The sequence below is a fragment of the Citrobacter sp. wls710 genome (genome assembly GCF_005281115.1).
In the GTDB taxonomy this organism is placed as follows: domain Bacteria; phylum Pseudomonadota; class Gammaproteobacteria; order Enterobacterales; family Enterobacteriaceae; genus Citrobacter; species Citrobacter werkmanii.
The window spans coordinates 20467-47308 of sequence record NZ_SZXD01000027.1; the positions used below are offsets into that span (position 1 = coordinate 20467).

Here is a 26842-nt window from a genome sequence, read left to right on the forward strand (position 1 = left end):
CTTTCAATGGCGGATTGGGGATTAGCGTTCTTTCTGAATGTTACGGGTCAGTGACTGTTCTTCACGTTCCGGCATACGGCCCTGGTCAGGACTGTTAGTTTGCCACGCTATATCCCGTTCATTACGAGCAAGTTCTGTCACCTGACGGGATACGCCGGAAATTTCAGTACCATGTTCGGTATCAATTTCCTGCCCGGCCCGTAGTAATCTTGCCGCTTCAAGATCCTGCTTGTCCTCTGCTGAAGCTATTCTTCTGAGAGTGTTTTTATCGGGTTCAGAAATATCTTTCTGTCCGTCAGCATCATAAATCTCCGGTTTGATGTTCAGTTCTTCGGCAGGCTGGTGAATCATTTTCACCGACAACGGCTCTGCAGCTTCCCCTGATGTTTTACCGGCATTGACAGCCAGAGACTCTTCTGTGCGCTTACGGGCTTCATCCTGCTCACGAATAAGGCTGATATCGACCGGAGCATTTTTATCGGCGTTTTGTTCGGTTTCAGGCAGAATGAATTCAGCAGATTGACGGCTGACACGTTGAACACTTATTTCTTCGAGCTCCCGACGTTCACCGCCACTCACTTTAATCAATTGTGCTGAAGGTGACTCCGGTCCAACCTGCCAGACCACACCATCCTCCGGACGGTTGCGGGCCGCATCGAGCGCCACCGACAGTTCGCTTACAACGACCGTATTCCCGGACTTGCTCCTTTGCAGCAGAGCTCCACGACCGCGTTCACTCATCACCATGCGGATCTCGCCCTGTGTCAGTTTCCCTTCAGGACTGGCTACCAGAGAAACCAGGGCCAGCCCTGAGCTTTTACCATTGTTGTCATAGACAGGCAGAGCGAGAGCCGGCTCCGGAAAACGTCGGGTTGCAGGGATAATTTTTGCGGTAAGGGATGACTCATGCATATTCTGGTGTCGCATCCAGGCCCGACCAATTGCAGTCTTGCTGACTGGCTGTCCCATTGACCAGATGGCTTTTGCCTGTTTTCGCTGCGTTTCAGGTGCAAGCGCATCGTGGGCGGTTTTGATGTCACGTTCCGGGGATTTGACTGCGTTGATCCAGTCCTGCTTACCGTCGGTATAAATCTGGACGTGCTCTTTCACACGCGAAGCGGATATGTAAAAGGCCCGGCGGGTGGCCAGTGCCTTACGCCCTTCTTCTGTGCCTTCCAGAGATATCACGTAATCGGTGCTGGCACCTTGTGCGCCATACCCGGTTACAGCCCAGCCGTAGTCTATGTGCTGCTGTGCGCGAACGTCTTTCGGGTTAATGGTTATGCGTCCTGCTTCGCCCTTAAGCCGGATATCACCTGTCTCACTGACTGACTCGACGGTATATCGCTTATTCGCTGTCTGGCCCAAATCACGATCGGTTGCCGTAAATTTCAGTAAATCACCGGCTCTGACTTCTATCTCCCGTCGGTGAAACAGCTGCACATCACCGGTAATAAGCTCCCGGGGTGAATACAGGCCAATTCTGCCTTCTTCATCACGCACTGTTACGGTACTGCCATTACGGTCAACAGCCAGTACATCCTGATAACGATCACCGCGTTTAACCACCATTCCCGCCAGCCAGGCCTGAGTCTGGTTGAACTCATGACGTGTATGCGTGATTTTCTCAAGCACAGGTACCCTGACCGCGTTCTCACCCAGCTCTCCACGCTCAGCCAGCGAGGCATGAATGCCGGCGTTTACCGCCCGGCGGTCCGCGTTAAGCTGAGTAATGATAAGAGTGCGGGCACGTGCATCCTGTGTCCGGCCCGTCCAGTCTGCCACAATATCATCCACCGGCGAGGCCGTTTCCAGAAAGGCGCTGGCAGGCACTATCACATCGGGATTACGCGACACGCGGTCACCGGGCTGGGCTTCAATACGTTTCAGGGCTGCATCAATACGATTATCGATAATGTCATGAACCGCCCCTCGTAGCTGGACATCTTTCTGACGAACTATCTGCTTCATGATGGCCACGTCCATCGGGCTGCGTTCCTGCATCAGTTTAAAGGGGGCACCAACATCGACAGATTCGAACTGGTCGATGTCCCCCATAGAAACAGCGCGGCCTCCCCCTGCCGCAATAGCCTGAAACAACGCAGCAGTATCCTGGTTTCCTGCCATTGAGGATTCATCAATAAGAAACACCTGCCCTTTATAATCAGGTTTCTCACCACCTGCTGTCGCCTGCTCATGCTCCACAATAAATGATTTAATTGTCTGTGCCTGGACACCTACATCACTCATCTCTTTCACCGCCTGGTGTGTCGGTGCCAGCCCTGTCAGTACCGGACGTACGTCTGCAGGCAGAGTATCCAATGCGGCAATAACTGCCTTAATTTGTGTTGTTTTCCCTACACCGGCATACCCCTGAATCCCTATAAACTGATCAGTACTGCCAAGCACCAGTGTGGTGGATTTTCTCTGCCCCTCAGTTAGTCCGTTCATGACACCTTCAGGGACATGGTCGAGTAACGGTAACTGCGTGTTTTTCCCCTGTTCCACGACACGCAGGATTGCCTTTTCCATCTCCCAGGTTGAACGGGCTACCAGCTTGGGCTCTCCGCTGAGTGAAACCTGCAACAGCTCACCGGTTTTAAGCATTGAGCCAATTTCAAGCCCGATTGCATCCAGGTCAGGATGATATTTCACAGCATCTTTAGCCAGATCCAGCGGGCTGAACGCCACCGTTCTCTGGTCGTTGACCGCGCGCCAGACAGCAAGCCCGGCCTCAGTACGTACGCTGTCTTGCAGGGTTTCAACCGCGCTACTGACATTATCCTGCCCACTGAGTGTGCGAACCAACTGCACGGGCGACACATTCGTTTTCATCCTTTGCAGTCGCGCCTCTGCCCTGTCCTGCACCTCTGCAGTGAAAATCTCCGCGCGATGGCCACTCTGCGCGAGTGAATTCATGGTCTGTGTTGATATATCCCGGCTGTTCAGTGCGGCCAGCACCACGCCGGTATCGTTATCCCGTCCTCCAGGGGCGCTCACATAAGCATGCGTCACATACAATGGCTGGTTTTTAGGTAGCGTCAGCACATCCTCACCACGCCTGACCTCAATTCCCTTCTCGCTGATCCCTGTTACTTCGAGTCGGTCTTTAGCTTTCAGGTGGTGCTCACGATCTCCGGCTACAACCAGAAGTCTTTCTCCGGAAGAAACATTCAGTGTTTCACGGTTAAAAAGACGCCAGTCTGCTGTGACATCACTTAATTTCATCCGGGTAAGCACCCCATCCCCGTCAATGAGTGAAAGTACTCGGGTATCCTCATGCACCCGATCAATCACGTAAGACTGGCGGTTTCTGGAATCACTACGATCCTCAAGTACCAAGCCTGGGCGATAAGAACCAGGCATCCGGCGAGTTCGCTTATCGAGCCAGACGGGTTGTCTGGCTTCGATGTCCACACCATCACGGGCCAGTTGCCCGGCATTTTGCAGCGCATTACGGATTAACCCCGTCAGGTGTGTCTGTTCACGCTTTCCGACCACTACGGCGGTGACGTTTTCGTTTCCTCCATTCAGATCGGCAAAACGGGTAGCCAGCGATTCATATCGATCACGTTTGTCCGGAATACTGACCACCGTTGCTTCCAGCCCGGGAGCAGGTTCTGTCCGACGGGAGCGGCTTATTCCAGCGGACTCCAGTACCGACATGGCATTACCGTTTGCCTGACGACCGGCGCTGTCAAGGAAGACCAGTTGAGCATCCTGAGCGCGGGCTTCACCCAGAAGAACCAACGTTTCCTTAAGTCCCAGACGTTCAGCACCTTCAACAATCAGCGTGCTCTGGGATTTGAGGTGAAAGTCGCCGCTCAAGATATGCTGGCGACTGATAATACGGTCACGCAGTACGTCTGATTTCTCCAGTGATATGGCACGTTCAGCGGAACTGGCCAGGACCTGAACATCCCGACCAAGTGATGTAGAGATACCGGTAAGCTGAGTGGCAAGGTCACGGATGCCCGCGACACCTGACGGCGCATTCATCAGTACCAGAGAGTCCTGTTCCACAACGGCCAGTGCCGGGGGCGCATACAGCTCCGGTCGGGAAAAACTGACCACGCTTGTCGATTTAATATGCTCCTGGCTCAGAGCCTGAATAGACAATTCATCCAGCAAGTGGATCCTTGACGTGAATACCCCTTTCTCGCTGTCCAGGGGCACAATCATGCCGTCTTTTAGTGACGCATCAATGGCGGCGCGAATGTCTTTAATTTCAGGTAGTTTTTCACTCAGTTCGGCCGTTGTCAGCATCAGCTCACCAAAGGTGAAACGTGTTTTGCTGTCACTCAGTTGTGAGATAGCCTGACGGACAGCATCTATCACTTCCGGGGCAGGGAGTGACTCACCGAGGCGGCTGTCCAGAGTGCGATATGCCCTGCTGTCACGCGGTTGTGAAGCCGTTTTCTCCCCCTCGTTACCGGGTACCCGTTCCGGCGTTTTTGATGTGGGAAAACCCGGCCTTACAGCTGTGTTGCTGAGCGAATTCTCTGCTTCCGATACCTTTTCCTGGGCAGGGTGTTCGTGTGATTGAACGCTTTCCTGATAGGCCCTGAGATCAAACCCCTTCTCTTTCATCTGCTCCTGCCAGCGCTCCATGAGACGCAGCCTCGAGGGATCAACTTTGGCACGACGGGTATCTTTTGCGGCCACATCTCGGCTGCGCAACGTGGCCTCAGCGCCGATTGCCCCCTGAATTTCCCGTCCGCGTGAGGAAAACGCCTCCCGGACTTCTTCCGGGACGCCTTTTATTTCCCACATGCCATGTTTACCGACTTCCTCTACCTCATGGCCCAACGCCTCCACACGACTTCGCAAAGCACTCCGGTAAATTTTCCCGAGCGTCACCTGCATTTTCATAACCGTCTCAATAAAACCGGCATTATGGATATAGTCGGTGGCCAGTGCTTTCCACTTTCCATCCTGTTCTGTCATGTTGGCGACAAGAAGGTGTGTGTGCAGCTGAGGGTCAAGGTTTCTTGAGGTATCATGAGTGAATGCTGCGGCTACCATTTTGCCGGTGTGAACGATGGAGGTGACACCATCTTTCGTATCACGGACAGAAATCAGTTTCTCAACATAACCCGCCGCAATACGAACAGCATGGTTATGGGCTTCCAGCATCTCCTTATCCCCTCCAATAAGGGCCAGTATTGAGACACTTTTGGGTGCGGAAAAGGTCAGGTCATGCCCGGGTCTGTGAACATGATTACCATTAATTTCTTTACCCAGGCGGGAGCCATCGGGTAAGCGGCCTTCCAGTACAGCGGTCAGGTCATCTCCCCTGACCTGACCATCGAGGCCCAGCACGTCAGCACCTTCCCCCATCCAGAGACTTTGCAGGTTACCGAGGAAATAATAGTTGTCGGAATGACTGTAATAGCCGGCAGCGTCGGCTGCCGAGCCAATAGGGGCGACTGACATCATAATTCAGGTTCTCTGTCGTCATAATGTTGATCGTTTTCGCCGTAACCCGGGTCGTCAGGATGGCGGTGCAGTAAAATGTTTTCTTCGTCATGAGCGAGGTGTTTATTCGCCTGATGCGATTCCTGACTGACGTCTGCCTGGGCTTTTTTTCCTGATGTCGTGACCGTCACTCCCCCCTCACTATTCGGGGTGATACGAGCCTCCAGGTTCATCGTTTCCCCTGCAGCGTCTTCTTCACCTTGCGGGTCGTTGCCAGATGCTGTTGGTCTCTGGCGAGCTTTTTGCAACATATCCAGGGCTGAAGTGACTGGCTTTTCTGTACCAGACGTACGGTGACGGAGACTACGCAATGCCGCTGGCAGAGTGCTGTCCTGAACAACAGAATCAGGCACGACAGGAATGGCAGGCTCTACAGAGCCGGGGGCGTCATTTACTGAAACGGAAGGTACCGGTGTTTCCTGTGGTGTTTTCCGGGTGAAAGACAGAGGAAACACATTATTTGTCTCCACGCCGGAGGAAATCTGCCTGTCACGGGATTTTTTATCGGTTCCCACTGGTGGAGAAACAATGCGTTCCGGCTGCGGCACTGGTTTAGTGATCCGGGCAGATACAGGAGCAACGTCTGCCGGTGGCGTTTCTTTTTCTGTTGTCACAGCGTTTGCAGGATGGGAAGTAATGACTGTATCGCCTGTAGAAGCAGATGCATTACCACTCGCCATTTCCAGTATTTCTTCACCGGTAGGGAAGGATAAACCGGCGGCTGAGGTTGCCCGCTCGTTTTTTTGAATCACCCTTTCCAGCTCGGGACTCAGTGCATCGCGAATGTTCCTTTCAATCAGTCCGGGATGGTTTTTCTTCTGTTTACGGTATTTGAGTTTCAGACGGACAACCGGATATTCGCCCGGCATACGAACGTAGAAACTCAGGTTAGGCAGACGCATAATCTGGTCGTAATCGACAATCGGATCGTTAACCTCATCCTTACCCAGCGACACACCATCACGGACTTGATCCAGACCGTAGCTGTTCTGCTCACGAATTTTTCGTTTGCGCTGATGCCCCAACTCGTCTTCCACCACTTTGGCCATTTCCGCGCTTGGTGAACGGCCATACATGCGGGTGTTCATCAGGTCGAATATGCTTTTGGCCAGCTCACGGCCATAGACGTGGATCATTTGCGCCATGTTCTGCATTCCCAGGACAAAACAGCCCCCGAATTTGCGCGCTTCAGCCATCGTTTCTGCCAACTCCGGAATACGCTGAAGGCTGGGAATTTCGTCACAGATAAACCACACCCGGCGGTCGCTGTTCTCCCCCATACTCTGTAAAGACAAGGTGGCCAGTGATAACCAGAGAGATATCAGAGGCCGGACACTTTTTCGGTGTCGGGCCTGTGTGGATATAAAGAGCCAGCTGTTGTCATACCGGGGCTGTATCATCCATTCCCGGATGGTAAATGGCGGTTTGGTACCGTCATCCAGTCCCTGCAGGTAACGCAGCGATTTGGCATAGTTGGTGACCACTGAGCGGATCGATATGGCGGTCTTTTCAATTTTTTCTTCAACCAGGTTGGCCGATGGGGTGTTGGCCAGATATTCACGCAGGCTTTTCATGCTGAGGGATAACAATGTCTTGAGAAATTTCTCAATGCTGCGTTCCGGATCCGCAGACATCCTTATCGCGAGGTCGGCATAAATAGTCCGGGAACTGGATACCCAGAAGGGATCGGATTCTCCTTCAACGGGAATAAGGCTTGCTGCAAGGTTGTCATAATCCACAGCATCAACACACTCGCCCCACATATCCCAATTGGCGCAACGTTCATCATGAGCGTTAAGAATGAAATCCTTGCGGGGGTTATAGTGAGTTTCGGTAAATGTGCAGCCAGAATCATAGATAATGGCCCGATCACCACGTTTGCGTATAAATTCCAGCAGCCAGCGAATAAGTGTCGACTTACCTACACCAATCGTGCCGTGGATCAGGAAATTCATTACTTCGGCCATCCTGACCATGTGCAGTTCACCCACACGTAAGTCGGACAGTTCCCGGTTCTTACGCAGCAGCCGGTTCACCTCCGCCGGGTTTTCCGTCAGCTGCATACCAGATATATACTGGTCTTCACTCTCTTTGCGGCCAATGTCGGCTATGTACCAGGCGATGCCGACAAATACACATATGCTGAATACCCCACTGACCAGCACGGCCCACTGCAGTTCATTAAAAAACTGCTCTCCCATAGCCATCATGTAAGGGTCTGTGTGTATCTGTGGCAGGGTCATTTTCAGGACCATCTGCGTCTGAGTGGCGGCATACCAGTAATGAATGTCATAGAGTTTTGGCGTGCCCGGCGGCATCAGGTCGATGAAGCTGCTGTTAATGCTGGCAAACCACCACAGTGAGCCGTTATCCAGGACTTCCTGTGGTATACGCAAGAAAAAGATGATGGCAGCCAGCACCGCAAACAGGATGAATATCCAGAATCCAATCCAGTTGTTGACCTGAAAGAACATGCGCCAGCGATAGGCAGTCATCTGCCCACCCTGAGTGAGATTTTTACCTGCAAAACTCATAGAATTTACCCGGCAGTACTCGCATTGCCTGATCGGCAACGAGACAAAATGGTTGGTTAATAAGAAATTCCAGCGCTCGCCGCAGGCATGGCTGCGCCTGTGCAGTCATGCGAGGAAGCGAAATTTCACAGGAATAACGATGGGCACTTACGCTGCGAAGCTAAAATGCGCTATATTTATGCGCATACATGATGCGCAGAGGATTTAACAATGAATACGACTATGCGGTCGCGCAAAAGAAGCACCAATATTTCGCTGGATGCCGCCCTGGTGGACGAAGCGAAGATGTTGAATATCAACCTTTCAGCTGCTCTCAACTCTGCCCTTGAGGACGTGGTACGTGCTGAACGTCAGGCCAGGTGGCGACAGGAGAATAAAGCGGCTATTGATGCCATGAACAAGTTCACAGCCGAACACATTATTCCAGGTAGCAGCGCAGCACTGAGAGTCTTTAAATGAATCAGGGAACAGTATTCAGAAGGCTGGATAATCCGGAATATCCGTATTTCGTCATAGCTCAGACCGACCAGCTAATCGATCTCAATACACGCGTCATCATTCCTTTTGTCAGATGGCGTCCGTCATTACCCGGAATGAGCAAGATCAATCCGGTCGTTAACATCGATGGTGAACGATACATTCTGATGACGCAGCTGATTCAGACCGTCTATCTTCATGAGCTTGATGAGGAGGATATTCACAGTTACCGCCCTGAGATGAGAGATCTCATCGTCAGTGCGGTAGATTTCCTGACAACGGGAAGTTGAAAGGAGTTACATAATACCGGCAATAGATTTGGCCAGTTGTGCTTCAAGTACTGGCTTCGCCTCTTCGAACTTGAGGTTTACCTTGTTGGCATTTGACACCACGCGGGTTTGATATTTTGCCCTGTTACCTTGTTCAGTGCTCGTTTGCACCTTAACTCCAGAGGTTCCTTGCTTCAGAGCGGCAACATTATCCGTTGTGACAGTGGCTTTACTGCGTTCAGAGATTTGTAGATCGGTTACCATCGTGTAATTAATATCTTCAACCATCGCATCAGCGGCCATACCGATTAGGCCACTGGCCAGACCAACTCCGAGTGTGGCACCTGCGGAACTTGAGTTATACGCAGTGATGCCAGCTCCAAGAGCTGCACCCATCGCGGCTCCTTCGTAGCCCGTTTTTAGGAAGCCCTGAGATTCACGCAGGTCCATTTTCTCTGCCTTCAGGACGTTGGCTTGAATCCAGTAGTAGGCCGTATCCGGAGAACTGGAAACACGGTAACCTTTTGCAGCCAGTTCACTGGTAATTTTCGCCTGCAGGCCTGACATGTCTTTGTCGGACGTATTGCGAATCTGGAGATAAACAGTTTTCTCTGAGGATGGCTCCAGCCAGATTGTTTCACTCATCTGAGTCTTCACGTCAAGATTGCGCTTTTTCACAGCAGTGGACATGGCACCACAGCCAGAAAGCACCAGGGTAGAGGCAACTAAAGTTACAACTGCATATTGTTTTAATTTCATGGTTTATCCTGTTTATTTTTGCCAGCGCACTACTTATCCTGAAATTCAGTCTAAAATTCATTGATATAGCGCATTACTTTAAGAATTATCTCAATAGGGAATCAATAAGCAACATTCAAGCCTCAATATATAAGGATTGCTAACAAGTTTAATTACTAATAACCACTGATGAAATAATGAAACACCTATTTAAAACCTTAAACAACCCCACTAATTCAAGCAGTTAAACACTTATTAATATAAATTAAAATAAAAACCCGCATTCTTTTAAAAGAATACAGGCTTATAATTGGAATCATACTTAACTCAGATTGTTTTTGATTTTTTTTAACAATGGTGCAACCCCATATTTTGTCACTTTTAAATTAACAGTAATTGAAGTAACAAAAATTGCCACAATCATCAGAATTGGTGTTGATAATAAATAAATGGGATTGTAGAAAGACATCAAGCATGTCACCACTAATGCACAGATGTACAACACACTGCCCTTAAACAAAGCACTTTTAAAATGAATTATCAGCGGGTTTTTTTTCCTGATATCTTGAGGTATCAAATTGTAAAGACCAATGTAAGGAAGCAACAACATGTACTGGAAAAGACCTGCTACTATAGACATATAAACTGGTATAGCTCCACCTGAGAAAAAATACTCTATAAACAGGCTGACACTTAAATTTCTGTGGTTAAGGTTGGCACATACTATACCAAATGTTAATGCAGAGAGAAGACTACCAATCGCAGGCAAAGTTAATGCAGATCTCATTGTCTTAACCGCTGATGGCACAGGTCGATTATTGTCAGAAACACCATCTAAAATAGCTTTAATATCACGATTAACGTCGTTGAATGTCAGCATTTTTACCTCACTCTCTTTCTCAATTCTTCAATGTTTTGCTTATGTTTCTCAATCTCATCACTGTGGAGAATAGGCAATGCAGTTTGTCTTAAATCTTCTGCGCGCTTACCTTCTAAAAATTGAGATTTAATATTTTCGCTTTCGCCTTTAAGAATATCACTGGATACCTGAACAGTGGATTGTTTTTTATCAATTTCTCCAGCAGAATTGTTGATATTATTCTGAATATCAGATCTTTGTTCTGCAGCCCTACGCTTTAATTCATTTTGAGACTCAAAAACCTGTCCTCTTTGTTCGCGCAGCTTTTCCTGATTATCCTTAAAAGAATCTGACATATCATTGCCGATGATACGCCCGCCCGCGGCAGTTCTGTCAGCGGTGATGTTTATCGCCTTACCTACTTGTACGGTTTCAGAGGCATACTCTCTGCTACCTACTGAATGGTTTTCACCGCGATGAGTTTTAACTACTGGGGCTGAACGATATTCTTCACCACCATATTGATTTCCAGTATGGTCGCTATGATTCTCTGCAGTTCTCATTGTCTGTCCATCGCTGTAACTATGTCCCGAATCTGCTAAGGACGATTCGGTTGCTCGGGCAGAAGTATCTTGCCTTACTGGCATGTTCTGATCGCCATATAAATGTGAGTCGCCAGAAGATGTACTGGTTACCCCTTCTGAACTTCCAGACGAACTGTAATGCATTCCCCCTTGTGTATCTGAGTTTCCTATCATTTGCTGATTACTTTGAGCAGGATGCACGATATGTTTCCCACTGAATGGTTCATGTTCTGAACCGGTTACAAGGTCTGAACGGCCCTGCTGATAATCTCCGGCAATTTCAGGTTTCAAACGTTCATTCACAAATTCCATTGCCGCTTCGCGTGCACTTGGAGCACTTGTCAGCATGCTCTGAGCCTTGTCACCATACTTATTAGCGGCCCAATCCACAAACTCTTGAGTGTAGTTGGTATCCAGACTAGCACTCTGGTTCTGTGCAATAGTGGCCATACGGCTGAATTCATTGCTTTGTGTCGAACTGGTGGTGTACTGATGATATTTGCTTTCCGCATCATTAAGCGTGGCTGCAAATTGCTGAACGTCGCTAGTTCCTGCATTCTCTGTATGATTTGATCCATCACTCACTCGACTGCTGGTAACCATATCCATCCCTTGACGGAAATCATTTACAGCCTGACTGTTCTTGTCATGCCGCATATCCTGTGTACTGGAGTTAGTCTCCTGAGTACCATGAGAACTTCCACTACTTCCCTTAGCCTCAACTCCTCCATATCCCTCAACCGATACTCCTGTTGCCCATTTGCCAATTTTGCCAAATGCCTGGTCACCAGTATTAATTTTACCCTTCACGCCAGCATTAACACTACCTTCAACTGATTTTGACATAAGCTCATTATATGCTTCCTGCGTGGAAATATTGTTTGCTTTGGCGTAGCTCTCCGCTGCGGACATCATCATGCTTGCACCGCGCGTAGCATTTGTTGCCTGGCTGTTTTCACTGCCTGAACTCAGGCTGTCACTGGTACCACTCTGGCGAGATAACTGCGCCAGTTGGGACCAGCCACTGGTCACGCTATGGTTATAACCATCCAGTGCAGTTTGCGCCTGTACCTGCGACTGACGCGCCGACTCCTGGAATCCACTGCTGGCCAGTTGGCTGAGTTTCATATTCACAGGGAGATTAGACATAGCACCAGAGCCATCAATAACGGTATGGCCACCGGCAGTCATTGTCTGTGTAGAACCATTATCTGCCTGCCATGTCTGTTGACCCTGACGCTGTACCAGATTTGTATCCATTTTGTTCTGGTTGACGTTATCCATCGACATATTGTTAAACGACCAGTTTCCATCAGCTGTTGTAGAAGACACACCGGCAGACGTGAAGGCCGCAGAACTGAGCATACCGCCGGCGACCTGCGATCCAATTGCCGCAGCTCCCCGGGTCAGGTAGAACGAGAGTACCGGAATTGAAAGCGAAAGGTATCCTGCCAGGTTCGCCACATCCGAATGCTGTAACGCCACAATATCTTTGTTGGAGAGCACAAGAGCCGTCCCTCCAGTTTTCGACTGCAGCCAGTAATTTGAGGCATAGTTCAGAATGGCAAACATGATTGGCCAAAGCTGAAAATAGATAAAACCACTCACGTAAATCTTCAGCGTATTAAGTCCGAAAACGCTGTGGTTTGTGGCCGCCAGAGCAATCATCAGCGGGAACAGGCACACCAGGATCAACATCAACAATGATTGTGCAAATGGCAGCGTGCGTGTTGCCAGTTCGTTCCCTGATGCCCAACTGAGACGTTGTTTGGTGGCCGCATTTTCTGTTGCCAGATTCAGCAGGTTTGCGGTGTCTGATGAGCGAGCTGCAAATCCTTTAATTCCCTGACGTATCGCACTGTTGGTGATATTGTTCTTCATAATCTGCGCGGCAGTCATCCCCCCTGCATAAAAGAAGCCGTAACTGTCCCCCATCGCACTGGACAGCAACGTTGCACCATTCAGCTTATTGCCGAATATCTTTTTCGTCAGCCAGGTAAAAGTTGCACTACCAGGATTTGCTTCAACATTTGCCAGCGTTTTGATTTCGCCAGCAGCCTGTTGGCAGGTTATAAACTGTCTCGTTGTGGAGGATGTTTTAAATATTCCACGCAACGGACTTGGGTTACTGGTAATAAGCGCGAGTGGGTCTGATGAATTCAGCAGCTGGTTTACGGTATATTTTCCGTTCAGCAAAATGTCACCAATGACGCAGTTTTCCACATAATCCGGCAGCATCTGTGCCAGCTCCGGGTTCTGTGTCGTGAAGTCACTCGTTTCGGCCACTATCTGTGAACCAAAAAGCATCCCCGTCTTGCTGTAGGTTACCGAGTCCGGGCGGGCCATCAGAGAATCATATAACGTAGTCATCTTATAACCGACACTTGTCGTCAGAGATGCAATACCAGCCAGTCCAACCGGAACATTATCGGTTTTCCAGACAGCTGCAGGATCAGATATATCGATCACCTGAACGGAACGCTTCGGAACTAACAAAATAGTGGTAATAATCATGAAAACAGCCAGCCACTGTACAAACACCATAGGGTTACGTTGTTTGATAAACATGATCAGCGCAGCCAGTACCCCGAAGGTTCCTGCCATGCGCAACAGCGTACTGAATGTACTGGCACCTATGAGGGTAACAACGGCGTCCAGCGCCGTTTTCCACATTCCCCCGCCGTAAATGGTGTAAATCTCAAGCATCAGCGATCACCCCAATGGTAGTTGCTCTGGTATGAGCCGGAAACAATGGTGGACACCTGCTGTTGCAGGTATTGCATATTACGGTCGATACCATCCAGCGCATTCTGATCTGCCGCTGACTGCAGTTTCATGTCAGCCAGCAGGCCCTGCGCGTGAATAACGTTGTCACGCAGCTTCGCAGCGGCTTCTTCCGGAAAATTTTTACCCGCCAGGGACATACTGGCCTGTTTAACCAACTCCTGGAGATACTGAATCATCAGATCCTGAGCGATAAAATCCGACACCTGCAGCAGATAGGTCGCACTCATTCCCATGCTCTGAGCGTTGGTCAGATATTTCAGCACCGGAACCGACGTGGTGTTCACAAACCCTTTTTCCTGATCGGTCAACGGTCTGTCATCCACCAGTTTGTTCTGCATGGAGATCATCAGGTTTTTAACCAGGGTAACAAGGGCGCTTGATTCGGAGATACTGAGGTTGGTGACGACCGGATTCAGACAGAGTGAGGCTTCATCACATCCGTAGACTTTTGCTGTACCGCCACGCATCAACACCTTAATGAGGTCGCGGTTATCAACCAGCGGTGTCAGGATAGTGACATCACCATTCCTGTTGAAAATGATTGAGCCGACGGTACTCATTACCAGCTCTTTCAGGGCGCGGTCACCACTTAGTAATCCATTTTTGCTAAGTGAATCCCAGATGAGGTTCTTGTTTTTCAGAACCTGATCTTTCTGCTTATCGCCAGCCCGGGAAGTCACACTGTCGCTCTGCCCGCCGACCGTACAGCCCTGACGAGATGCGGCCCAGTCTGCAAACAAATTGGTTTCGCCGGCAATATCCTGACAAATCTTTTGTTGTGATACCTGCGTCACTGGCCATAACCCACCTATGATGCCCTGAGCAGCCTGACACGAGCTCATGTTCATCGAGTTCACATCGCTGGCCAGTTTTTGCAGGAAGTCCTTAGCCTGCTTCAGCTCGGGGACCATCGTCTGGAGGGCAAGATCAAAAGCATATCCCAACGCATTACTCATTATCTGTTTAACGAAGCGCTGAATTTCTTCGCCGCTGATCATACTGAATGAGCCGAGATACGCATCGATGCCACCGCAGCCGGCATTGAGATAAGGCAACTGCATCGAAATAAGTTGTACGTTTTTGACTGGATTTCGCAGGTACACCGAACCGCCAGAGAAGTAACCCGCCGCCTGTCCCTGCCAGGCCTGAGCCTGTGAGACGTTTCCGCTGTATCCCAGACTGCCAAAAAACCCGTTCAGGTCACCATTAACATCAGCCCGGGCAGGAGATACTGATAAACCTGTAATAAAAATACCTGCGGCCACTGCCAGTGATTTAATCATAACGGTTTCCCCTGTAAGTCGGCTTTTGAAGAGAAATCCGCAATGCGTAGTGTCCGGCAGTACAAGCCATAAATTGTCGCGGATACCAGCAACGTAATACTGAACAAAAGACAGACGCGTTCGGTACGCGCTAGTGCATACGTATAAGTGATCATGTTGTAGTCCGGTTGTATTACTGAGGTGTGAGCTGCGAACTTGCTGGCATGGGCGGCAGCGTTTTCGGGTCAACGTTATCCAGATCGGCCTGAATAAGACTGGCCATACGGCTTTCAAGAACAGGAATGTCCATCACACCCTGGGTTAGCGGATAAGCCTTGAGCGTGTTTACGTTCACCATGAAGGCCGTCGGCGTGGCAATAGGCAAACCATTACCAAAGAAAGTGACTATTTCATCTGCTATTGGGGAAGCCTGATCCGTTTTGCGCGGTATCATTGGTGAAGGGTATGAAGGGTCACCGCCGCCATCGAGCGTATACGGATATACTTTGATATCGTGCTGATCGGCCCAATCCTTAAGTTGTGGATCAAATTTCGCGCTGTACTGGCAGTGTGCCTGCATAAACAATACAACTGCATAATCCTTCATGTTCACCTGGCGACCGTCTGGTAATGCCATCAGGCTGGGTTGTTTTACTGAAGATTGTTGTATTGAGGGCATCACCTCTTGGGGCTTCCTTTTAGCTGCATCCAGAGCCGCAAGTTCATCCCTCACGCCAGCACTGACCATCAGGGGAAACAACATAAAAAGACTGGCGACAATTTTACTTTTCATACTATGCCCCCTTTCTGGACAGGCTGCGTGCTTCAGCCTGCCATTCATGCACGCTGGCTATAACCATGAGCAACACTGCCAGTGTCCACATCAGATAACAGCTCCAAATCAACAAGCTTTGAGTGAACGTTACCGGATATGAAATCCTATAATTCAGGCACTTAGCCACCATTCCCCACCAGAGAAGATGAATTAGCCTCACAAAACATGAATTCATTCTCCTGATAAAGAAACGGGCAGGGATGCGTGCGCCATTGAACAACCACGAAACAATTAATCCCATAACCACAGAAAGCAGATATAGATGTCGGATAGTACTGTCAGTTTCCCTCTGCCATTCAGAGGCGGCTTTCATCCCTGTGATACATTTTGCTAAATACACGGGGGAACCCGGATGGGAAAAGGAATCCTCAGCCGATAAAGATGGAATAGACTTCTCATCAGATAAGTCGTCAGGTGACATCTTCGGTATGTCACACACTGAACTAATTACCATCCCATCCGGAGCGCCGTCGATAAGAGACCTGGCTGTTGACAGGAAACTACCAGCTATCGAATTGTTAAATGTCAGCGTGATGAAAAGTACGAACATCATCAGAGAGGGGGCCGTCACCAGAGAAAAAAAAGCGACACGCGACAACGTACGCACAGCACGTGCATATTCAAATTTGTTCACGGAATAATCCTTAAGAGCCGGGTTTGAACCCGCTGGATACGTTCAGAAAGCGTTTAGCAAGGTCGTCCTGCGTCATAAAGCCGTAGGACAACGCGCGGTAGTTTTTATTCTTCGGATCTACCAGAAACAGCGCCGGGAAATGGGATATGTTCATTGCGTGGGATTGCCCTGAATCTGGCCGACTTTGTGGCAGTGATGCCGCCACCTGACCATCTACCGAAACCGGAATCAGCGATATCCCGTTGGACTTTGCAAAATCAGCCACCACACCGGCCATCTGGATATCAATCGGGTCACTGCCACGGTAGAAGTAGAAAAGACCGTATTGTTGCGCCATCTGTTCCACTGCTTTCTGCCGGGCCTGCTGATCGCGAGTCTGCACGAACGGCGCCATGCTGTTGTAATGAGGATATTCCAGATTGTAATCCAGGTCAGGATGACTCAACTGTGCTGCTGCAAAGGACTGACTGAACATCGATCCCCTGTCCGTCCAGAACTTCTGCCAGCGCAGGAATGTGGCAGTATTTTCCCTCGTGGGATACAGGATGGCGCGATTAAGCGCCTCCATTGTGTATCCCCTGAGCACCTTTGCCTGTTCCTGGGCAGTCATCTTGCTGAGATCAGGAATAACCGACGGTGGATGTTGTTGTTTCTTTTGTGGTTTTTCAGGTGGTGTTTTTGGTTCGTTGTACCAGAACCAGCCAGTGAAGGGATCTGCCGGTTTCACAATCTCATCGGCTATTGCAGGCAAACTGATTGCCAGCACCAGGAGCGAGGATATGAGTTGCCTCATTTTTTCCCTCCCTGATTTTGCTGTACCTGTGCCGCAATGCGATCTTTCACCTGTTTAACCATTACCGATGAATCGGGGATTTTCTGGTTATCCATCAGGTCACTGTAGAAGTCAGAAAAATTAATTAAGTCAAAATTAATATTTTGTAACTCAGGGATAGTTATTCCCCGACAGTCAGGATTCTTACCACTTCCAAACCCAACACCAAGCTGGTCACGACGCCCCTGCTCCTGAATAATACGAGCCAGTTTTCCTTCGAACACGCAGTAAACTTTACTCTTCTGAAGGCAGGCCCCCAGAACCTCACGATCGCAGCGTTCACCAACACTGACCGTAATTTTTTTAGCTTTCGCTTTGCCCAACGCCAGTTCTTCACTGTTACAAGCCGACAGACCGATGTCCTGGCCCCATCCGGAGTCTTTACAGCAGTTAGAAAAGCCGGCAATAGCTTTACGGCAACTGGTCACTTTCCCGGTAAATGCCCTGACATCCACGGCATTCTGGCCATTTTTAACATCATCAGCTGCGGATGCCAGTCCTGCCAGTTTCGATACTGCTTCGTCAAAACCACTGTCTCCGGCACCATCTGTATCACTGCAGTCGCCTGTTTTACAAAAATAATCACCACCGCAGATAACCCCACCAGAAGTGAACTTACGCTGACATTCGTAGTTCACCCTCTCATGCTCGCAATAACTCCCGTTTTGCGTAAGGCACTGCGTTCCCGTCACGGTACATGCTGGATCATTCATCAGTGGCTCGCAGGTGCCGTTTGAACCTGACTGAACCAGATACTGATCCAGATACTCCCAGCAATCACTCCACACCTGCTGGACAACACCGTCTATAGTCACTGGTCTGTACCCTCCGGCCACTGAGCAGGTGCTTGATACAAAGACAGGTGTACTTTTGGCTGCAAGAGCGCTTCTGCTTTTCTGGAATCCGCACGATTCAGTCCATTCAACTTTGGGCACACTGTTATTTTTCTTCACCCGCAGGACCAGACGGATAGACATCGGGACATGTTTATAAAATTTCTGTCGGCCCGAACCGTCCCTGAGTTCATGCGGATGAGATGACGTAAAAGCAACGCCGGCGGTCAGCGTCGCCGGTACGGGTGTAAAGCTGACATTCTGGTAATTGCCTTTATTGTGCCAGGGAATTTCTGCCCCCAGAATGGAAACATTCATGAAGAAACGGGGTTTGTTACCTTTGTTATCCTGCCATGAATAAGTGGCCTGAATAATTTCCCCGCTCACCTGGGGAACGATGGTGACGACATTTCGTCCGTTAATTTCCTGCATGGGTATATCGTAGAGTTCGTATTGCAACGTCTGAGTTTCCCAGGTGGAATCCCCCTCAATAACAATTTTTGCAGTACGGCTACAGCTTTGTTCTATCCAGGCGTCACGCTCGCAGGTATATTTCACGAATTCGGACTTTGAAACGTTTGTTTCCTGGCATTGTTGAGGGTTTCCGGTTCCGTTGACCATCCCCTCAGCGTTTGATTCAGCATCCTTGCCTGCTGTAATAAAAGGAGCATTGGGATCGATAACGGGTAACGGGTTTTTAGTACCGGCATCGATAACTGCCTGCCCTGCGTTACTGTTCAGCAACCCTTCCATACCTTTATTTGCAAGTCCGGCATCATCGCCTTTAACTCCGCCGTAATACCCTGTTTCAGGTGGTGTCGCGGTGTATCCGGGAATGCTCCCTGTCACCGGATCCGGATTATTCAGGCTATTAGTGCCCTGCCCTTTATTTCCTTTGCCAAATTCTGCCCCGGCATTAAAAGCATCACTGGTTGTATCGGCCACAGCCAGTAACGGCAACAGGAGTATCAGCCCTCCCCAAAATGCTCTCATTCTCCCTCCTTCAACAACTGTCTTGCTGTTGCTGCACAGTCTCCACGTTCAGCCACCCTTTCCAGGGCCTGCCTGAGAGGAAGGCTGCCGCGAATAACATCAAAATGTCCCGGACAGGTAACCACCAGAGCCGGTATGACAGTAATGTGATATTCGGTATACAGCGTCGGATCGATTTGCACGCCAATGTTTTTATCTTCTTTAGCCAGTTCAAATATCGTCGCAGCTGTCTTACGCATATCGTTGTTAACCAGCCCGCGGAGAGTGGCGGGAATGCCATAGCGGTTTGCATCACGAAGCATGGGTAACAACCCCTCGCGAGGCAGGCCAAGACTGACAAAGTAGATGGCAGGAAATGTGTGTTTTTCCCCGTTTTGGGCAGAGGGTTGTTGACGGGAAATGTCCTCCTGAAGACGGTTAATCTGTCTCTGCTGTTCGATCGGGAGGGGTAATGTCTGGCCCTGGAGATTCTGTTTAAATGCTTCCAGTTCTTGCTGCTGCTGTTTTATCCACGACATATCCCTGACGGACACAGCAGACTGCTCACTGGCTGATACAAACGATGTGCAGAATAAAAGAGTACTGGCAAGCAGCACCCGGCACTTGATTGTTTTCATTGTTAATTCCTTACAGAAAAACGCAGTTACGTTTGCGCCAGAAGAGGTAACCGAAATTCTTTTTTGAATTGGGGGTATTATGTTTAATCCCCCAGGTTTGAGTGGTGGCCCCAAAAGCGTGGCAATTTGTGCTCTCCGGGAACATATTCACCATCTGGTAACGCCAGCGATCTTTCGGAATTATGGGGGATGGATACTGGTTGCAGACTGCGTTATCCGCGCCAATTGAATTCCAGACCAGACCTTCACGGTGCATCTTGAACGCCATGCGTTCACTGACCAGAAGTGATGATTCAAGAGGGGAAAACTCACCACTGGTATAGCCTGTCATGGGATACATCGACCCCTGACTGCCCGCACACCAGAATAATGGGGCCAATGGGCGGCCGACTGCACTTGCCACAGAATCCGCCGCGCATGCTGCCTGCGCAATCAGATTTCCGAAAAGTGAGGCTTCCGGATTGATCATCATGGACAGCGTGCTGTCATTCCACAATGGATCGATTTCTGAAAGGTAAGCAATATCCAGATCCCCTGTCTGCAGACAGCCAAGACTGGTGATAATGTTAAGCCAGAAAATTAGTGGGTATTTGTACCAGTGAACATGATAGAACGTGCCAGCAGCAGGACGGTCGCTCTGGCCAGCCGTTCCGATACCCGTCCGACCGAGATCAATTTTAAATCCGCCCATGTTCACCATAACGCCAGGTTCACGGGTGACATCGACCATCGCCATCGGTTCCCAGAATCCAATTGCCAGCCCGATGCGGTACAATATTCCAACAGGGCAAATTTGTATGGGGGAGGATGGATTACTGGTGTCAGGCAGAGGGCCTGAAGCAAGTTTGATGCTACCAATTGACATGGGGAACATACATTTCCAGCAAATATCCGAAATCGGATTCACCCACCTTCCCTCGCCGGCATTACTTGAGGCAAACACCGGCGCTGGCGTCCAGGCCAGTACCAGAAGTAATGTGGAGAACCAGACAAAGCGTTTCATGCCACCCCCCTGAGCCACACGCAAACAGGTCCGTCTTCAGTGTCGTGTATCGAGCCAATAAACCAGCCCTCTTCTGCAGGAGATGATGGCTGCCATTCACGAATATCTGATGCTCCGTTTTCCCAGGCTTCAATAACCTGCGGAGGCGCATCGTTCTCCAGCCAGCGAAGTGCACAGACAAGTTGATTCATGCGTAGCCATTCATCGAAATCGGACCGGGAGGCCTCATCACATGAAGGTTTAAAGTAGTGTGGGTGAGTCCAGAAGCCGTTTGTGTCACGGATTACTGCAACCGCCTTTACAGGTTCAAAGTAGGTCATGGGGATCTCCGGATGTGCCACCATCAGATCTGCGGGGGCAGGGAAATATCAGTGGTTTTTAGCACTGGCGGCAGCTTTCATAATGATGGCCAGTCGCTGTTCCTGAGTCATTTCATACAGGGCAAGAATGCCACCACGCATTACGGCTGAAGGTTTGTAGAGAGGGTTCTCATTGAGGATCTCATCCAGCCTTCTGGCTGAACCTTCATCATGACGTAGTGACGAGATGGAAATATTCCGGCCCTTTTCACCTTCAGGGTCTTTTTTCATGGATTTACCTTGTCTGGATTTAAAAAAAATGAGGGCTTGCTGAGGTGCAAAACGATGTCCAGCTGCCGGACATGTTGAATATCAAATAGAGTAAATAATCATCATGTTACTGATACTGGTTGAACAACAATGAATGCGTAGCCACTGTCATCGTCAAACTCAGAACCCTCGGTCGCGCCAGTGGCGATGGAGTTCGCCGCATCAGTGAGATACCGGGAAAGGAACTCACGAGAAGTGTGCTTCGTACCCTGGACAATAACGACGATATGACGGGCCAGACTGCCTTCAGCAAGATAGCCGGCCATTTTTATCAACGGGGGTAACGTACACCCAGCACCTTCCGGAAAAAAGCCGGGGGATTCAAAGCACAAACGTGCATGAACATGCCAGTGAACGGAGTATTCAGGAAACGCTAAACCGGTATTTCCATAGTCACCACGATAATGAAATCCTTCAGCATTCCCCGGCAGTTCGTTACTCGTGATACAGCTGGCAGCGCGTTCAAGACAAAACACCAGGTCGCGGGTTATCGTGTGTGGCTGAGCATTCACACTGACTATCACCTGAGTAAGAGGATAAGCATGTTTTTCCCAGCCCCCCATTACAGGAGGTTCATCCTCAAAAAATGCCCGTGGAACAGAGATATCACTGTTCTGGCGATCTTTTCTCATTGCCCAAATGAGGAAAAAGCAGGCGTACAGTATTACGACCAGAGCCATTAATAGACCCATCGCTGACATAATCTCTGTCTCGTCTAGGTCCATGCCTTTGTCTCCCGCATATGTGACACCATTAACGCAACAAGGTATTCAGGGAAACGCTCATCTCGGGTTTCTGGCTCAACAAGCTCCATCTGATTGACTTTCAGCCAGTTTAACCATGCCTGCGTCACCAGCACCGGACTCCAGGAGCTAATCTCCGGATATAACGACTTAAGTTTGTCTGCCGTTCCCTGTCGAACGTTTTTCTTTACAGATTTGCCAGGGAATTTACGGGGTGAACTGCGAGGTCTTTCAGGTGATGTAACGACTGTACGCATTTCGGGAAACAGATCGCCTAGCGTTGTTGTTGTCATTTCTTTGCTCCTGATACCGGAATTTCTTCCACTTTAAGTACACGGCCATCGGGGGATATACGCACAGGAATATTTGAGAAGCCAAACTTGCGCGTGAGGGTTCCTGACTGATCGAAGTAAATGCGCTCATTGAGGGCATCACTGGTGTCCTTAATATTGCCTTTAACCAGAATCACTTTTGCGTTCGTCTTATCGGCGAGCTCCTTTCTGGCCCATTCCATCTGGTCTTTATTATCGCCATCGATAAAATACAGCACCTGGTTGAAAGGGACTTTATCCAGTGGATTTACCTGCTCTCCTTTGCGCGCGATAACATTTCCCTGCATATCCGTGATGGTTTCCTGGACAGTAAACGTAGGGTCAAATACAAAGCTGCGGTATTTTTCAGCATTGGTCAGCCCCCCGACAGCAGGTGGCCGGACGGCATTCCTCTTCACCCGTTCAACGGCTTCTCCACGCAATTTATCCAGTTCCCCACTTTGTTCCATTCCCTTCAGCCGGTTCTGGATAAAATCCAGCATGTCCTGCTCGGCAGGTTCAAATACATTTCCCCAGGTACCCAGATCTTTCGCACCGCAACTGGCTGACAGTGCCAGCAGTATCAGGGCTGTCAGTGCAGGTCGTGTATTCACGGGACCTCCTGAGTACGCCGGGCAATATCGCTACGGATTTCAGTCGTGATATCCGGTAACGGGCTGACAGACGCAGGTTTCACCAAAATGATGGCGTTATGCGAGATTTGCCACTGTTCCAGACTATCGGACATCGCCGTATTGAAGCGGGTCGTCAGTGCTTTCGCCTTGTCCTCATCGAGCTGCAGTTGTGCTGACTGCTGCATGAAAAGGTCGATCGTGCCTTTCATGTCGAAGACCACGATTTCTGGCGCAGTGAGTTTTATGTAGGCCACTGTAATTCCGGTCCAAAACATCTGAGTAACCAGCACACAAGCAGCCAGTTTCAGATTCCTTGAAGTAAGCCAGCCCGATATTGATACGCCCTCGCGTACTGTGCCGCCGCTATACGGTTTTTCGTTACTGTTACTCATGCCGCTTTCACCCATTCTTCAAGTTCGTGAAGTTCGTCACCAAACTTCCTTTCAGCCAGCAAATAGGCGGCCTCTTCTGATGTGGCCCCTGCTTTCTGAGCGTTTTGCATATATGCGAAGTCCTCGCCACGGGAACTGAACATGGCGCGTGTAACAGGATCAACAAACAGCCGATGGAAGGAACTGTATTCACCTGCACTGATAAGCAGCGAGCTGTAATCGGTCTGGATTGCCGGCTGGAAACCACGGATAACTTCCTTTTCCATGTCAGAGAATTGATCCGGATTATCGGATAGGTATTGTTTGAAGGCCTTCGTATCCTGCAGCAGGGTGATTTTGGTTGAACTGTTGTTCCATGCGGCTTCAGCCTCCTTACCGGCACTGAAGTCTTTAATGCCCTGAGTAATCGTAATGAATGCACCACGATGTCGGCGTACGGTACGATAGCCAGTTTCGATAAAGCGGGCTGCATGAGGATTAGAACCACCGAGCAGTCGCCAGGCTTCGTCGATAATGCAGACTTTTTTGAGATCTCGCGGGCTGTGGTACATCTTTTCCTGAATCGCGAGGATGAGAGAAAACAGGATAGCGGAAAGCAGCTTCGGCTTGTTTTCCAGACTCAGAAGTTCCAGCACCGCAAAACGGGTTTCGTCATCAAGGGTAGGTTTGTCGGCATTAAAGTATTCGCCATCAGCCCCCCAGGTACAGTAGGTTTCCAGCAACATGGCCAGTTCAGCCATTCGGGCAATAATGGTCGGTTTGTCCGCAAACGCGGTATTAACTTCCTCACTGGTCAGATAGTTATAAACATCATCTATACGTGCCCGGTTTACCTTTTGTTCCCAGGCATGCATGACCGCTTTTTTCAGTATCGCTTCACAAACAACATCCAGTGGCTCGGTTGGACTCGCCAGTACCGCAAGGAGTCGAACAATGCCTTCAGCAGAAAGCTTGATATCCCTGACGTTGGCAAACGGGTTAAAGCGCAGTTGAGCACCATCAAGATACACACCACCGGCCTGCAGGCAGTAGTTCTTGTAGCTGTCACCCATATCAATAACCCAGCCAAATCCACCTGCGTTCAGCACATCGCGGAGAATACTTTGTGTCAGGAATGATTTACCGGCACCAGACGTTCCCGTGACAGCAATATTGAAGTTGGTACTGCCATTCTCTTCGTCGAACATATCGAAGAAAGCGACCTGGTTGCGGTAGGTCGGAAGCGGCATTCCTCCACGTGACAACTGACGTTCGGCTACCACCGGCATCAGGCTTACCGCATTCCATGATTTTCCACGTAATGTGGCCCCTGTCGTTTTGAGATCCTCCCACATCCCCTCCTGCATAACGAAAGGGAAGCTGGCCAGCCAGTTACGCATCTGCTGGTACTGAATCGTGACCATTTCCAGTTCGTTTTTACGAAAGACGTTCACTGCCGCCAGTTCACATTTCTGTGCTTCTGTATTGTTGTCAGGTGTAAACAACGTCACATTGAAATACGTGCGGCAAAGAGCAATTTCGTTGGTATACAGCTGTTCGCGCGTTTTACGCCATTCATCTGCTGCTTTTTTGGTTCCGGGGAACAAAGCGCCATAGGCTGAGTTTGCTTTTTTGGACAGATCCGTATCCTTGCGGAAAGCCTCGCTCTGACTTGATGTCTGTTCCTCTAGCTCAGTTGTCCAGGTAATCATAAACGGACAAGGAATGCCAAGATCCGGGAATCGGATATTCTGCAGGTTATCGGCCCCCTGCCAGAGCGCAAAGCGACGTGGATTTTTACTCAGTTGCATATTTACGATACGACAGACTGATGCAGGAAGCCGTGTACCATCCGTTTCTATTTTTTCAGGTAATTCAATACGTAAGTGTGAAGGATGAACTTCAAAATCAATGGACGGATCAACCACCTGGCGGTTGAGCAACTCATCCTCGTTATAGTCGCCCGGAGACGTCATAATCTGCTCATGACGGTAGTTCATCATTTCACGCATAACTGACAGGAAACCGTTCACGTCAGTATTGATGGAATCAATACGAGCCGCCCCCAGGGAAACACGAATGGTGTTACGTAGCTGAACCAGCTCATCCATCACCTGCTGAGAAAATCGTTTAACGGCTTTACCATAGACAATAAAGATCCGGTAATTACGCAGGTAAAGCGGGTATTCACGCTTGTTTGCCAGACCGTGTAAAGCTGATCTCTCCCAGAAAGCACGGGTGATTTTATTCAGGTGATCGGCCATCTGGCCTTTCCACATGTCGGTGCTGACGCCAGCCGCAATGCGCTCACCCACACATTTACTTGCAGTCAGAATAACGGTGACAGGTGTTTTACGCGGAAGCTTCTTACGCAGCATGTCATCAAGAGCCGCCATCACCTGCTCATTGGCCCCCGGAAGCGGGGCCAGTTCGAGAACAAATCCTGCCGTACCCGTATTGATAAACAGGTCATTTTTTTCATCGTAATAACGGTATGGCAGGCTGGCAACCAGGGAGGGGTAATCCCATGTTTGCTCAAGATTGGCTCGAGCAGTTGCTGCGCCATCCTTGTGCTGTCCTCTTTCAATCAAACCCATCAGAGTATCCAGAACGCTGCTCATTTTCGCCCCTCCACAACAGAACGGATCAGCTCAAGACGGCGCTGCCGGGCCTCTTCAGTGAGGTTGAAACACACGGGCTCATCGACACTCATCTCCATTCGATATCCGGAATTGTTTAACACTCTCTCTTCAGTCAGCAGTGTCATATCTGGCGAAGTGGGGTCATCTTTTAAACTGATCATTCGCCCCCCTCCCCGATAACACGATAGCTTTCATCCCAGTGCGATTTGTTTTTCACAAACTCGACCACGGACGGCTGATGGAAGTTGTCATCGGTATCCACCCACGGTGCAATCCACAGACGCTGGGTCGCGTCAGGTATACGCTGCGCCTGAACCCGTCCTGCCGTATTGGCAGGGACAGACTGCCCAACAGCTGAAGAAGTAATACGCGGAGTCACTCCGGTCTGCATAGTTCCTGCTGGAACAGCAGCAAGAGGACGTGGCGCGATTAACTTAGAACTGGGAGATCCGGTTGCTGCGACTGAAACAGGACGTGACGTATTAACGACAGGAGCCACATTGCGCAGTGCCGGCAGGGTTTCACCCGCAGGCTTTTTTGCAGCTTTATCCGCAGTGAGGTCGTCAAGGCTTTTGCCCTGGGCGGCCAGTTTATTTGCCTCCCCGGTTGTGAGGCACTGGTCGGTCGCGGTTTTATTACAGTCGAAATCAGAATTCATACCGGCGCAGCCGGTCAGTACGCTACACAGCAGTGCAGCGCCCATCAGTTTTTTCATGGGATAACTCCGGTAAATTATTAGGTATTAATGGAAGTAATTGAGGATGAAAATCAGTGTG

At 49.7% G+C, this 26842-nt stretch carries 24 protein-coding genes; 2 read left to right on the forward strand and 22 right to left on the reverse strand.

Translation table 11 applies throughout. From position 1 onward, the window contains the following. Nucleotides 1-21: 21 nt before the first annotated feature. Nucleotides 22-5439 (reverse strand): conjugative transfer relaxase/helicase TraI, encoded by a 5418-nt coding sequence (traI, locus tag FDX14_RS11515; RefSeq protein ID WP_137349567.1) that lies wholly within the window; start codon nucleotides 5437-5439, stop codon nucleotides 22-24. Further along, nucleotides 5436-8012 (reverse strand): type IV conjugative transfer system coupling protein TraD, encoded by a 2577-nt coding sequence (gene traD, locus FDX14_RS11520; protein ID WP_137349568.1) that lies wholly within the window; start codon nucleotides 8010-8012, stop codon nucleotides 5436-5438. The genes traI and traD overlap by 4 nt, the downstream gene beginning before the upstream one ends. Before the next feature lie 210 nt (nucleotides 8013-8222). Here traD and FDX14_RS11525 point away from each other — a divergent pair, with 210 nt between their 5' ends. Both FDX14_RS11525 and FDX14_RS11530 read left to right on the forward strand, forming a co-directional pair. Further along, nucleotides 8223-8471: a type II toxin-antitoxin system CcdA family antitoxin gene (locus FDX14_RS11525; protein WP_049271083.1), complete on the forward strand. Its 249-nt coding sequence runs from the start codon at nucleotides 8223-8225 to the stop codon at nucleotides 8469-8471. Continuing rightward, nucleotides 8468-8779 carry a CcdB family protein gene (locus FDX14_RS11530; RefSeq protein WP_137349569.1) on the forward strand — a complete coding sequence of 104 codons (312 nt, stop codon included), beginning with the start codon at nucleotides 8468-8470 and terminating at the stop codon, nucleotides 8777-8779. The genes FDX14_RS11525 and FDX14_RS11530 overlap by 4 nt, the downstream gene beginning before the upstream one ends. A gap of 6 nt (nucleotides 8780-8785) precedes the next feature. Here the strand turns inward: FDX14_RS11530 and traT are convergent, their stop codons facing one another. From traT to traV, 20 genes are all read right to left on the reverse strand, one after another. Further along, complete coding sequence (traT, locus tag FDX14_RS11535; protein WP_049271085.1) at nucleotides 8786-9517, reverse strand: conjugal transfer complement resistance protein TraT; 732 nt, start codon at nucleotides 9515-9517, stop codon at nucleotides 8786-8788. A gap of 301 nt (nucleotides 9518-9818) precedes the next feature. Beyond that, on the reverse strand, nucleotides 9819-10376 hold the full coding sequence (locus tag FDX14_RS11540) for a hypothetical protein (protein ID WP_137349570.1): 558 nt from the start codon (nucleotides 10374-10376) through the stop codon (nucleotides 9819-9821). A 2-nt stretch (nucleotides 10377-10378) separates the two neighbouring features. After that, the gene (traG, locus tag FDX14_RS11545; RefSeq protein WP_137349571.1) at nucleotides 10379-13645 is read right to left on the reverse strand and encodes a conjugal transfer mating-pair stabilization protein TraG; all 3267 of its coding nucleotides are present in this window, start codon (nucleotides 13643-13645) and stop codon (nucleotides 10379-10381) included. Next, nucleotides 13645-15009 (reverse strand): conjugal transfer pilus assembly protein TraH, encoded by a 1365-nt coding sequence (gene traH, locus FDX14_RS11550; protein WP_137349572.1) that lies wholly within the window; start codon nucleotides 15007-15009, stop codon nucleotides 13645-13647. Before traH ends, traG begins: the two co-directional genes overlap by 1 nt. Then, nucleotides 15006-15164 (reverse strand): hypothetical protein, encoded by a 159-nt coding sequence (locus tag FDX14_RS25165; RefSeq protein ID WP_170973584.1) that lies wholly within the window; start codon nucleotides 15162-15164, stop codon nucleotides 15006-15008. Before FDX14_RS25165 ends, traH begins: the two co-directional genes overlap by 4 nt. Nucleotides 15165-15181: 17 nt before the next feature. After that, on the reverse strand, nucleotides 15182-15781 hold the full coding sequence (trbB, locus tag FDX14_RS11555) for an F-type conjugal transfer protein TrbB (RefSeq protein ID WP_103771753.1): 600 nt from the start codon (nucleotides 15779-15781) through the stop codon (nucleotides 15182-15184). 1 nt (nucleotide 15782) lies between these two features. Continuing rightward, entirely contained in the window at nucleotides 15783-16457 is a 675-nt protein-coding gene (locus tag FDX14_RS25395) for a hypothetical protein (protein ID WP_252182528.1), read from the reverse strand. A 10-nt stretch (nucleotides 16458-16467) separates the two neighbouring features. Then, nucleotides 16468-17250: a type-F conjugative transfer system pilin assembly protein TraF gene (gene traF, locus FDX14_RS11565; RefSeq protein WP_137349573.1), complete on the reverse strand. Its 783-nt coding sequence runs from the start codon at nucleotides 17248-17250 to the stop codon at nucleotides 16468-16470. Further along, nucleotides 17247-19115: a type-F conjugative transfer system mating-pair stabilization protein TraN gene (gene traN / locus FDX14_RS11570; protein WP_137349574.1), complete on the reverse strand. Its 1869-nt coding sequence runs from the start codon at nucleotides 19113-19115 to the stop codon at nucleotides 17247-17249. Before traN ends, traF begins: the two co-directional genes overlap by 4 nt. Then, entirely contained in the window at nucleotides 19112-19732 is a 621-nt protein-coding gene (trbC, locus tag FDX14_RS11575; RefSeq protein WP_103771748.1) for a type-F conjugative transfer system pilin assembly protein TrbC, read from the reverse strand. The genes traN and trbC overlap by 4 nt, the downstream gene beginning before the upstream one ends. Before the next feature lie 10 nt (nucleotides 19733-19742). After that, nucleotides 19743-20735 carry a conjugal transfer pilus assembly protein TraU gene (gene traU / locus FDX14_RS11580; RefSeq protein ID WP_137349575.1) on the reverse strand — a complete coding sequence of 331 codons (993 nt, stop codon included), beginning with the start codon at nucleotides 20733-20735 and terminating at the stop codon, nucleotides 19743-19745. Beyond that, on the reverse strand, nucleotides 20732-21055 hold the full coding sequence (locus FDX14_RS11585) for a hypothetical protein (protein ID WP_137349576.1): 324 nt from the start codon (nucleotides 21053-21055) through the stop codon (nucleotides 20732-20734). The genes traU and FDX14_RS11585 overlap by 4 nt, the downstream gene beginning before the upstream one ends. Nucleotides 21056-21103: 48 nt before the next feature. Beyond that, nucleotides 21104-21325 (reverse strand): hypothetical protein, encoded by a 222-nt coding sequence (locus FDX14_RS11590; protein WP_103771745.1) that lies wholly within the window; start codon nucleotides 21323-21325, stop codon nucleotides 21104-21106. A 101-nt stretch (nucleotides 21326-21426) separates the two neighbouring features. Next, complete coding sequence (locus FDX14_RS11595; RefSeq protein ID WP_137349577.1) at nucleotides 21427-22044, reverse strand: hypothetical protein; 618 nt, start codon at nucleotides 22042-22044, stop codon at nucleotides 21427-21429. Nucleotides 22045-22079: 35 nt separating this feature from the next. After that, nucleotides 22080-22400 carry a hypothetical protein gene (locus FDX14_RS11600; RefSeq protein ID WP_137349578.1) on the reverse strand — a complete coding sequence of 107 codons (321 nt, stop codon included), beginning with the start codon at nucleotides 22398-22400 and terminating at the stop codon, nucleotides 22080-22082. Continuing rightward, a complete protein-coding gene (gene traW / locus FDX14_RS11605; protein ID WP_103771742.1) occupies nucleotides 22397-23032 on the reverse strand; it encodes a type-F conjugative transfer system protein TraW in 636 nt (211 codons plus the stop codon). The genes FDX14_RS11600 and traW overlap by 4 nt, the downstream gene beginning before the upstream one ends. After that, nucleotides 23029-23445, reverse strand: coding sequence for a type-F conjugative transfer system protein TrbI (trbI, locus tag FDX14_RS11610; RefSeq protein WP_103771741.1), 417 nt, complete (start codon nucleotides 23443-23445; stop codon nucleotides 23029-23031). Before trbI ends, traW begins: the two co-directional genes overlap by 4 nt. Then, on the reverse strand, nucleotides 23442-26045 hold the full coding sequence (gene traC / locus FDX14_RS11615) for a type IV secretion system protein TraC (RefSeq protein ID WP_137349579.1): 2604 nt from the start codon (nucleotides 26043-26045) through the stop codon (nucleotides 23442-23444). The genes trbI and traC overlap by 4 nt, the downstream gene beginning before the upstream one ends. Next, nucleotides 26042-26227 carry a hypothetical protein gene (locus FDX14_RS11620; RefSeq protein WP_103771739.1) on the reverse strand — a complete coding sequence of 62 codons (186 nt, stop codon included), beginning with the start codon at nucleotides 26225-26227 and terminating at the stop codon, nucleotides 26042-26044. The genes traC and FDX14_RS11620 overlap by 4 nt, the downstream gene beginning before the upstream one ends. Further along, nucleotides 26224-26781, reverse strand: coding sequence for a type IV conjugative transfer system lipoprotein TraV (traV, locus tag FDX14_RS11625; RefSeq protein ID WP_103771738.1), 558 nt, complete (start codon nucleotides 26779-26781; stop codon nucleotides 26224-26226). Before traV ends, FDX14_RS11620 begins: the two co-directional genes overlap by 4 nt. Between the last annotated feature and the right edge of the window lie 61 nt (nucleotides 26782-26842).

Coding starts and splice junctions, on each gene's coding strand:
- traD (WP_137349568.1), bottom strand. CDS start 8,012: ATGAGTTTTGCAGGTAAAAATCTCACTCAGGGTGGGCAGATGACTGCC.
- traI (WP_137349567.1), bottom strand. CDS start 5,439: ATGATGTCAGTCGCCCCTATTGGCTCGGCAGCCGACGCTGCCGGCTAT.
- traH (WP_137349572.1), bottom strand. CDS start 15,009: ATGATTAAATCACTGGCAGTGGCCGCAGGTATTTTTATTACAGGTTTA.
- traF (WP_137349573.1), bottom strand. CDS start 17,250: ATGAGGCAACTCATATCCTCGCTCCTGGTGCTGGCAATCAGTTTGCCT.
- trbC (WP_103771748.1), bottom strand. CDS start 19,732: ATGAAAACAATCAAGTGCCGGGTGCTGCTTGCCAGTACTCTTTTATTC.
- traN (WP_137349574.1), bottom strand. CDS start 19,115: ATGAGAGCATTTTGGGGAGGGCTGATACTCCTGTTGCCGTTACTGGCT.
- traG (WP_137349571.1), bottom strand. CDS start 13,645: ATGCTTGAGATTTACACCATTTACGGCGGGGGAATGTGGAAAACGGCG.
- FDX14_RS11585 (WP_137349576.1), bottom strand. CDS start 21,055: ATGACCTACTTTGAACCTGTAAAGGCGGTTGCAGTAATCCGTGACACA.
- traV (WP_103771738.1), bottom strand. CDS start 26,781: ATGAAAAAACTGATGGGCGCTGCACTGCTGTGTAGCGTACTGACCGGC.
- traU (WP_137349575.1), bottom strand. CDS start 20,735: ATGAAACGCTTTGTCTGGTTCTCCACATTACTTCTGGTACTGGCCTGG.
- FDX14_RS11525 (WP_049271083.1), top strand. CDS start 8,223: ATGAATACGACTATGCGGTCGCGCAAAAGAAGCACCAATATTTCGCTG.
- FDX14_RS25165 (WP_170973584.1), bottom strand. CDS start 15,164: ATGATCACTTATACGTATGCACTAGCGCGTACCGAACGCGTCTGTCTT.
- traT (WP_049271085.1), bottom strand. CDS start 9,517: ATGAAATTAAAACAATATGCAGTTGTAACTTTAGTTGCCTCTACCCTG.
- FDX14_RS11620 (WP_103771739.1), bottom strand. CDS start 26,227: ATGATCAGTTTAAAAGATGACCCCACTTCGCCAGATATGACACTGCTG.
- trbB (WP_103771753.1), bottom strand. CDS start 15,781: ATGAAAAGTAAAATTGTCGCCAGTCTTTTTATGTTGTTTCCCCTGATG.
- traC (WP_137349579.1), bottom strand. CDS start 26,045: ATGAGCAGCGTTCTGGATACTCTGATGGGTTTGATTGAAAGAGGACAG.
- FDX14_RS11600 (WP_137349578.1), bottom strand. CDS start 22,400: ATGACAACAACAACGCTAGGCGATCTGTTTCCCGAAATGCGTACAGTC.
- trbI (WP_103771741.1), bottom strand. CDS start 23,445: ATGAGTAACAGTAACGAAAAACCGTATAGCGGCGGCACAGTACGCGAG.
- FDX14_RS11595 (WP_137349577.1), bottom strand. CDS start 22,044: ATGGCTCTGGTCGTAATACTGTACGCCTGCTTTTTCCTCATTTGGGCA.
- FDX14_RS11540 (WP_137349570.1), bottom strand. CDS start 10,376: ATGCTGACATTCAACGACGTTAATCGTGATATTAAAGCTATTTTAGAT.
- FDX14_RS11530 (WP_137349569.1), top strand. CDS start 8,468: ATGAATCAGGGAACAGTATTCAGAAGGCTGGATAATCCGGAATATCCG.
- FDX14_RS11590 (WP_103771745.1), bottom strand. CDS start 21,325: ATGAAAAAAGACCCTGAAGGTGAAAAGGGCCGGAATATTTCCATCTCG.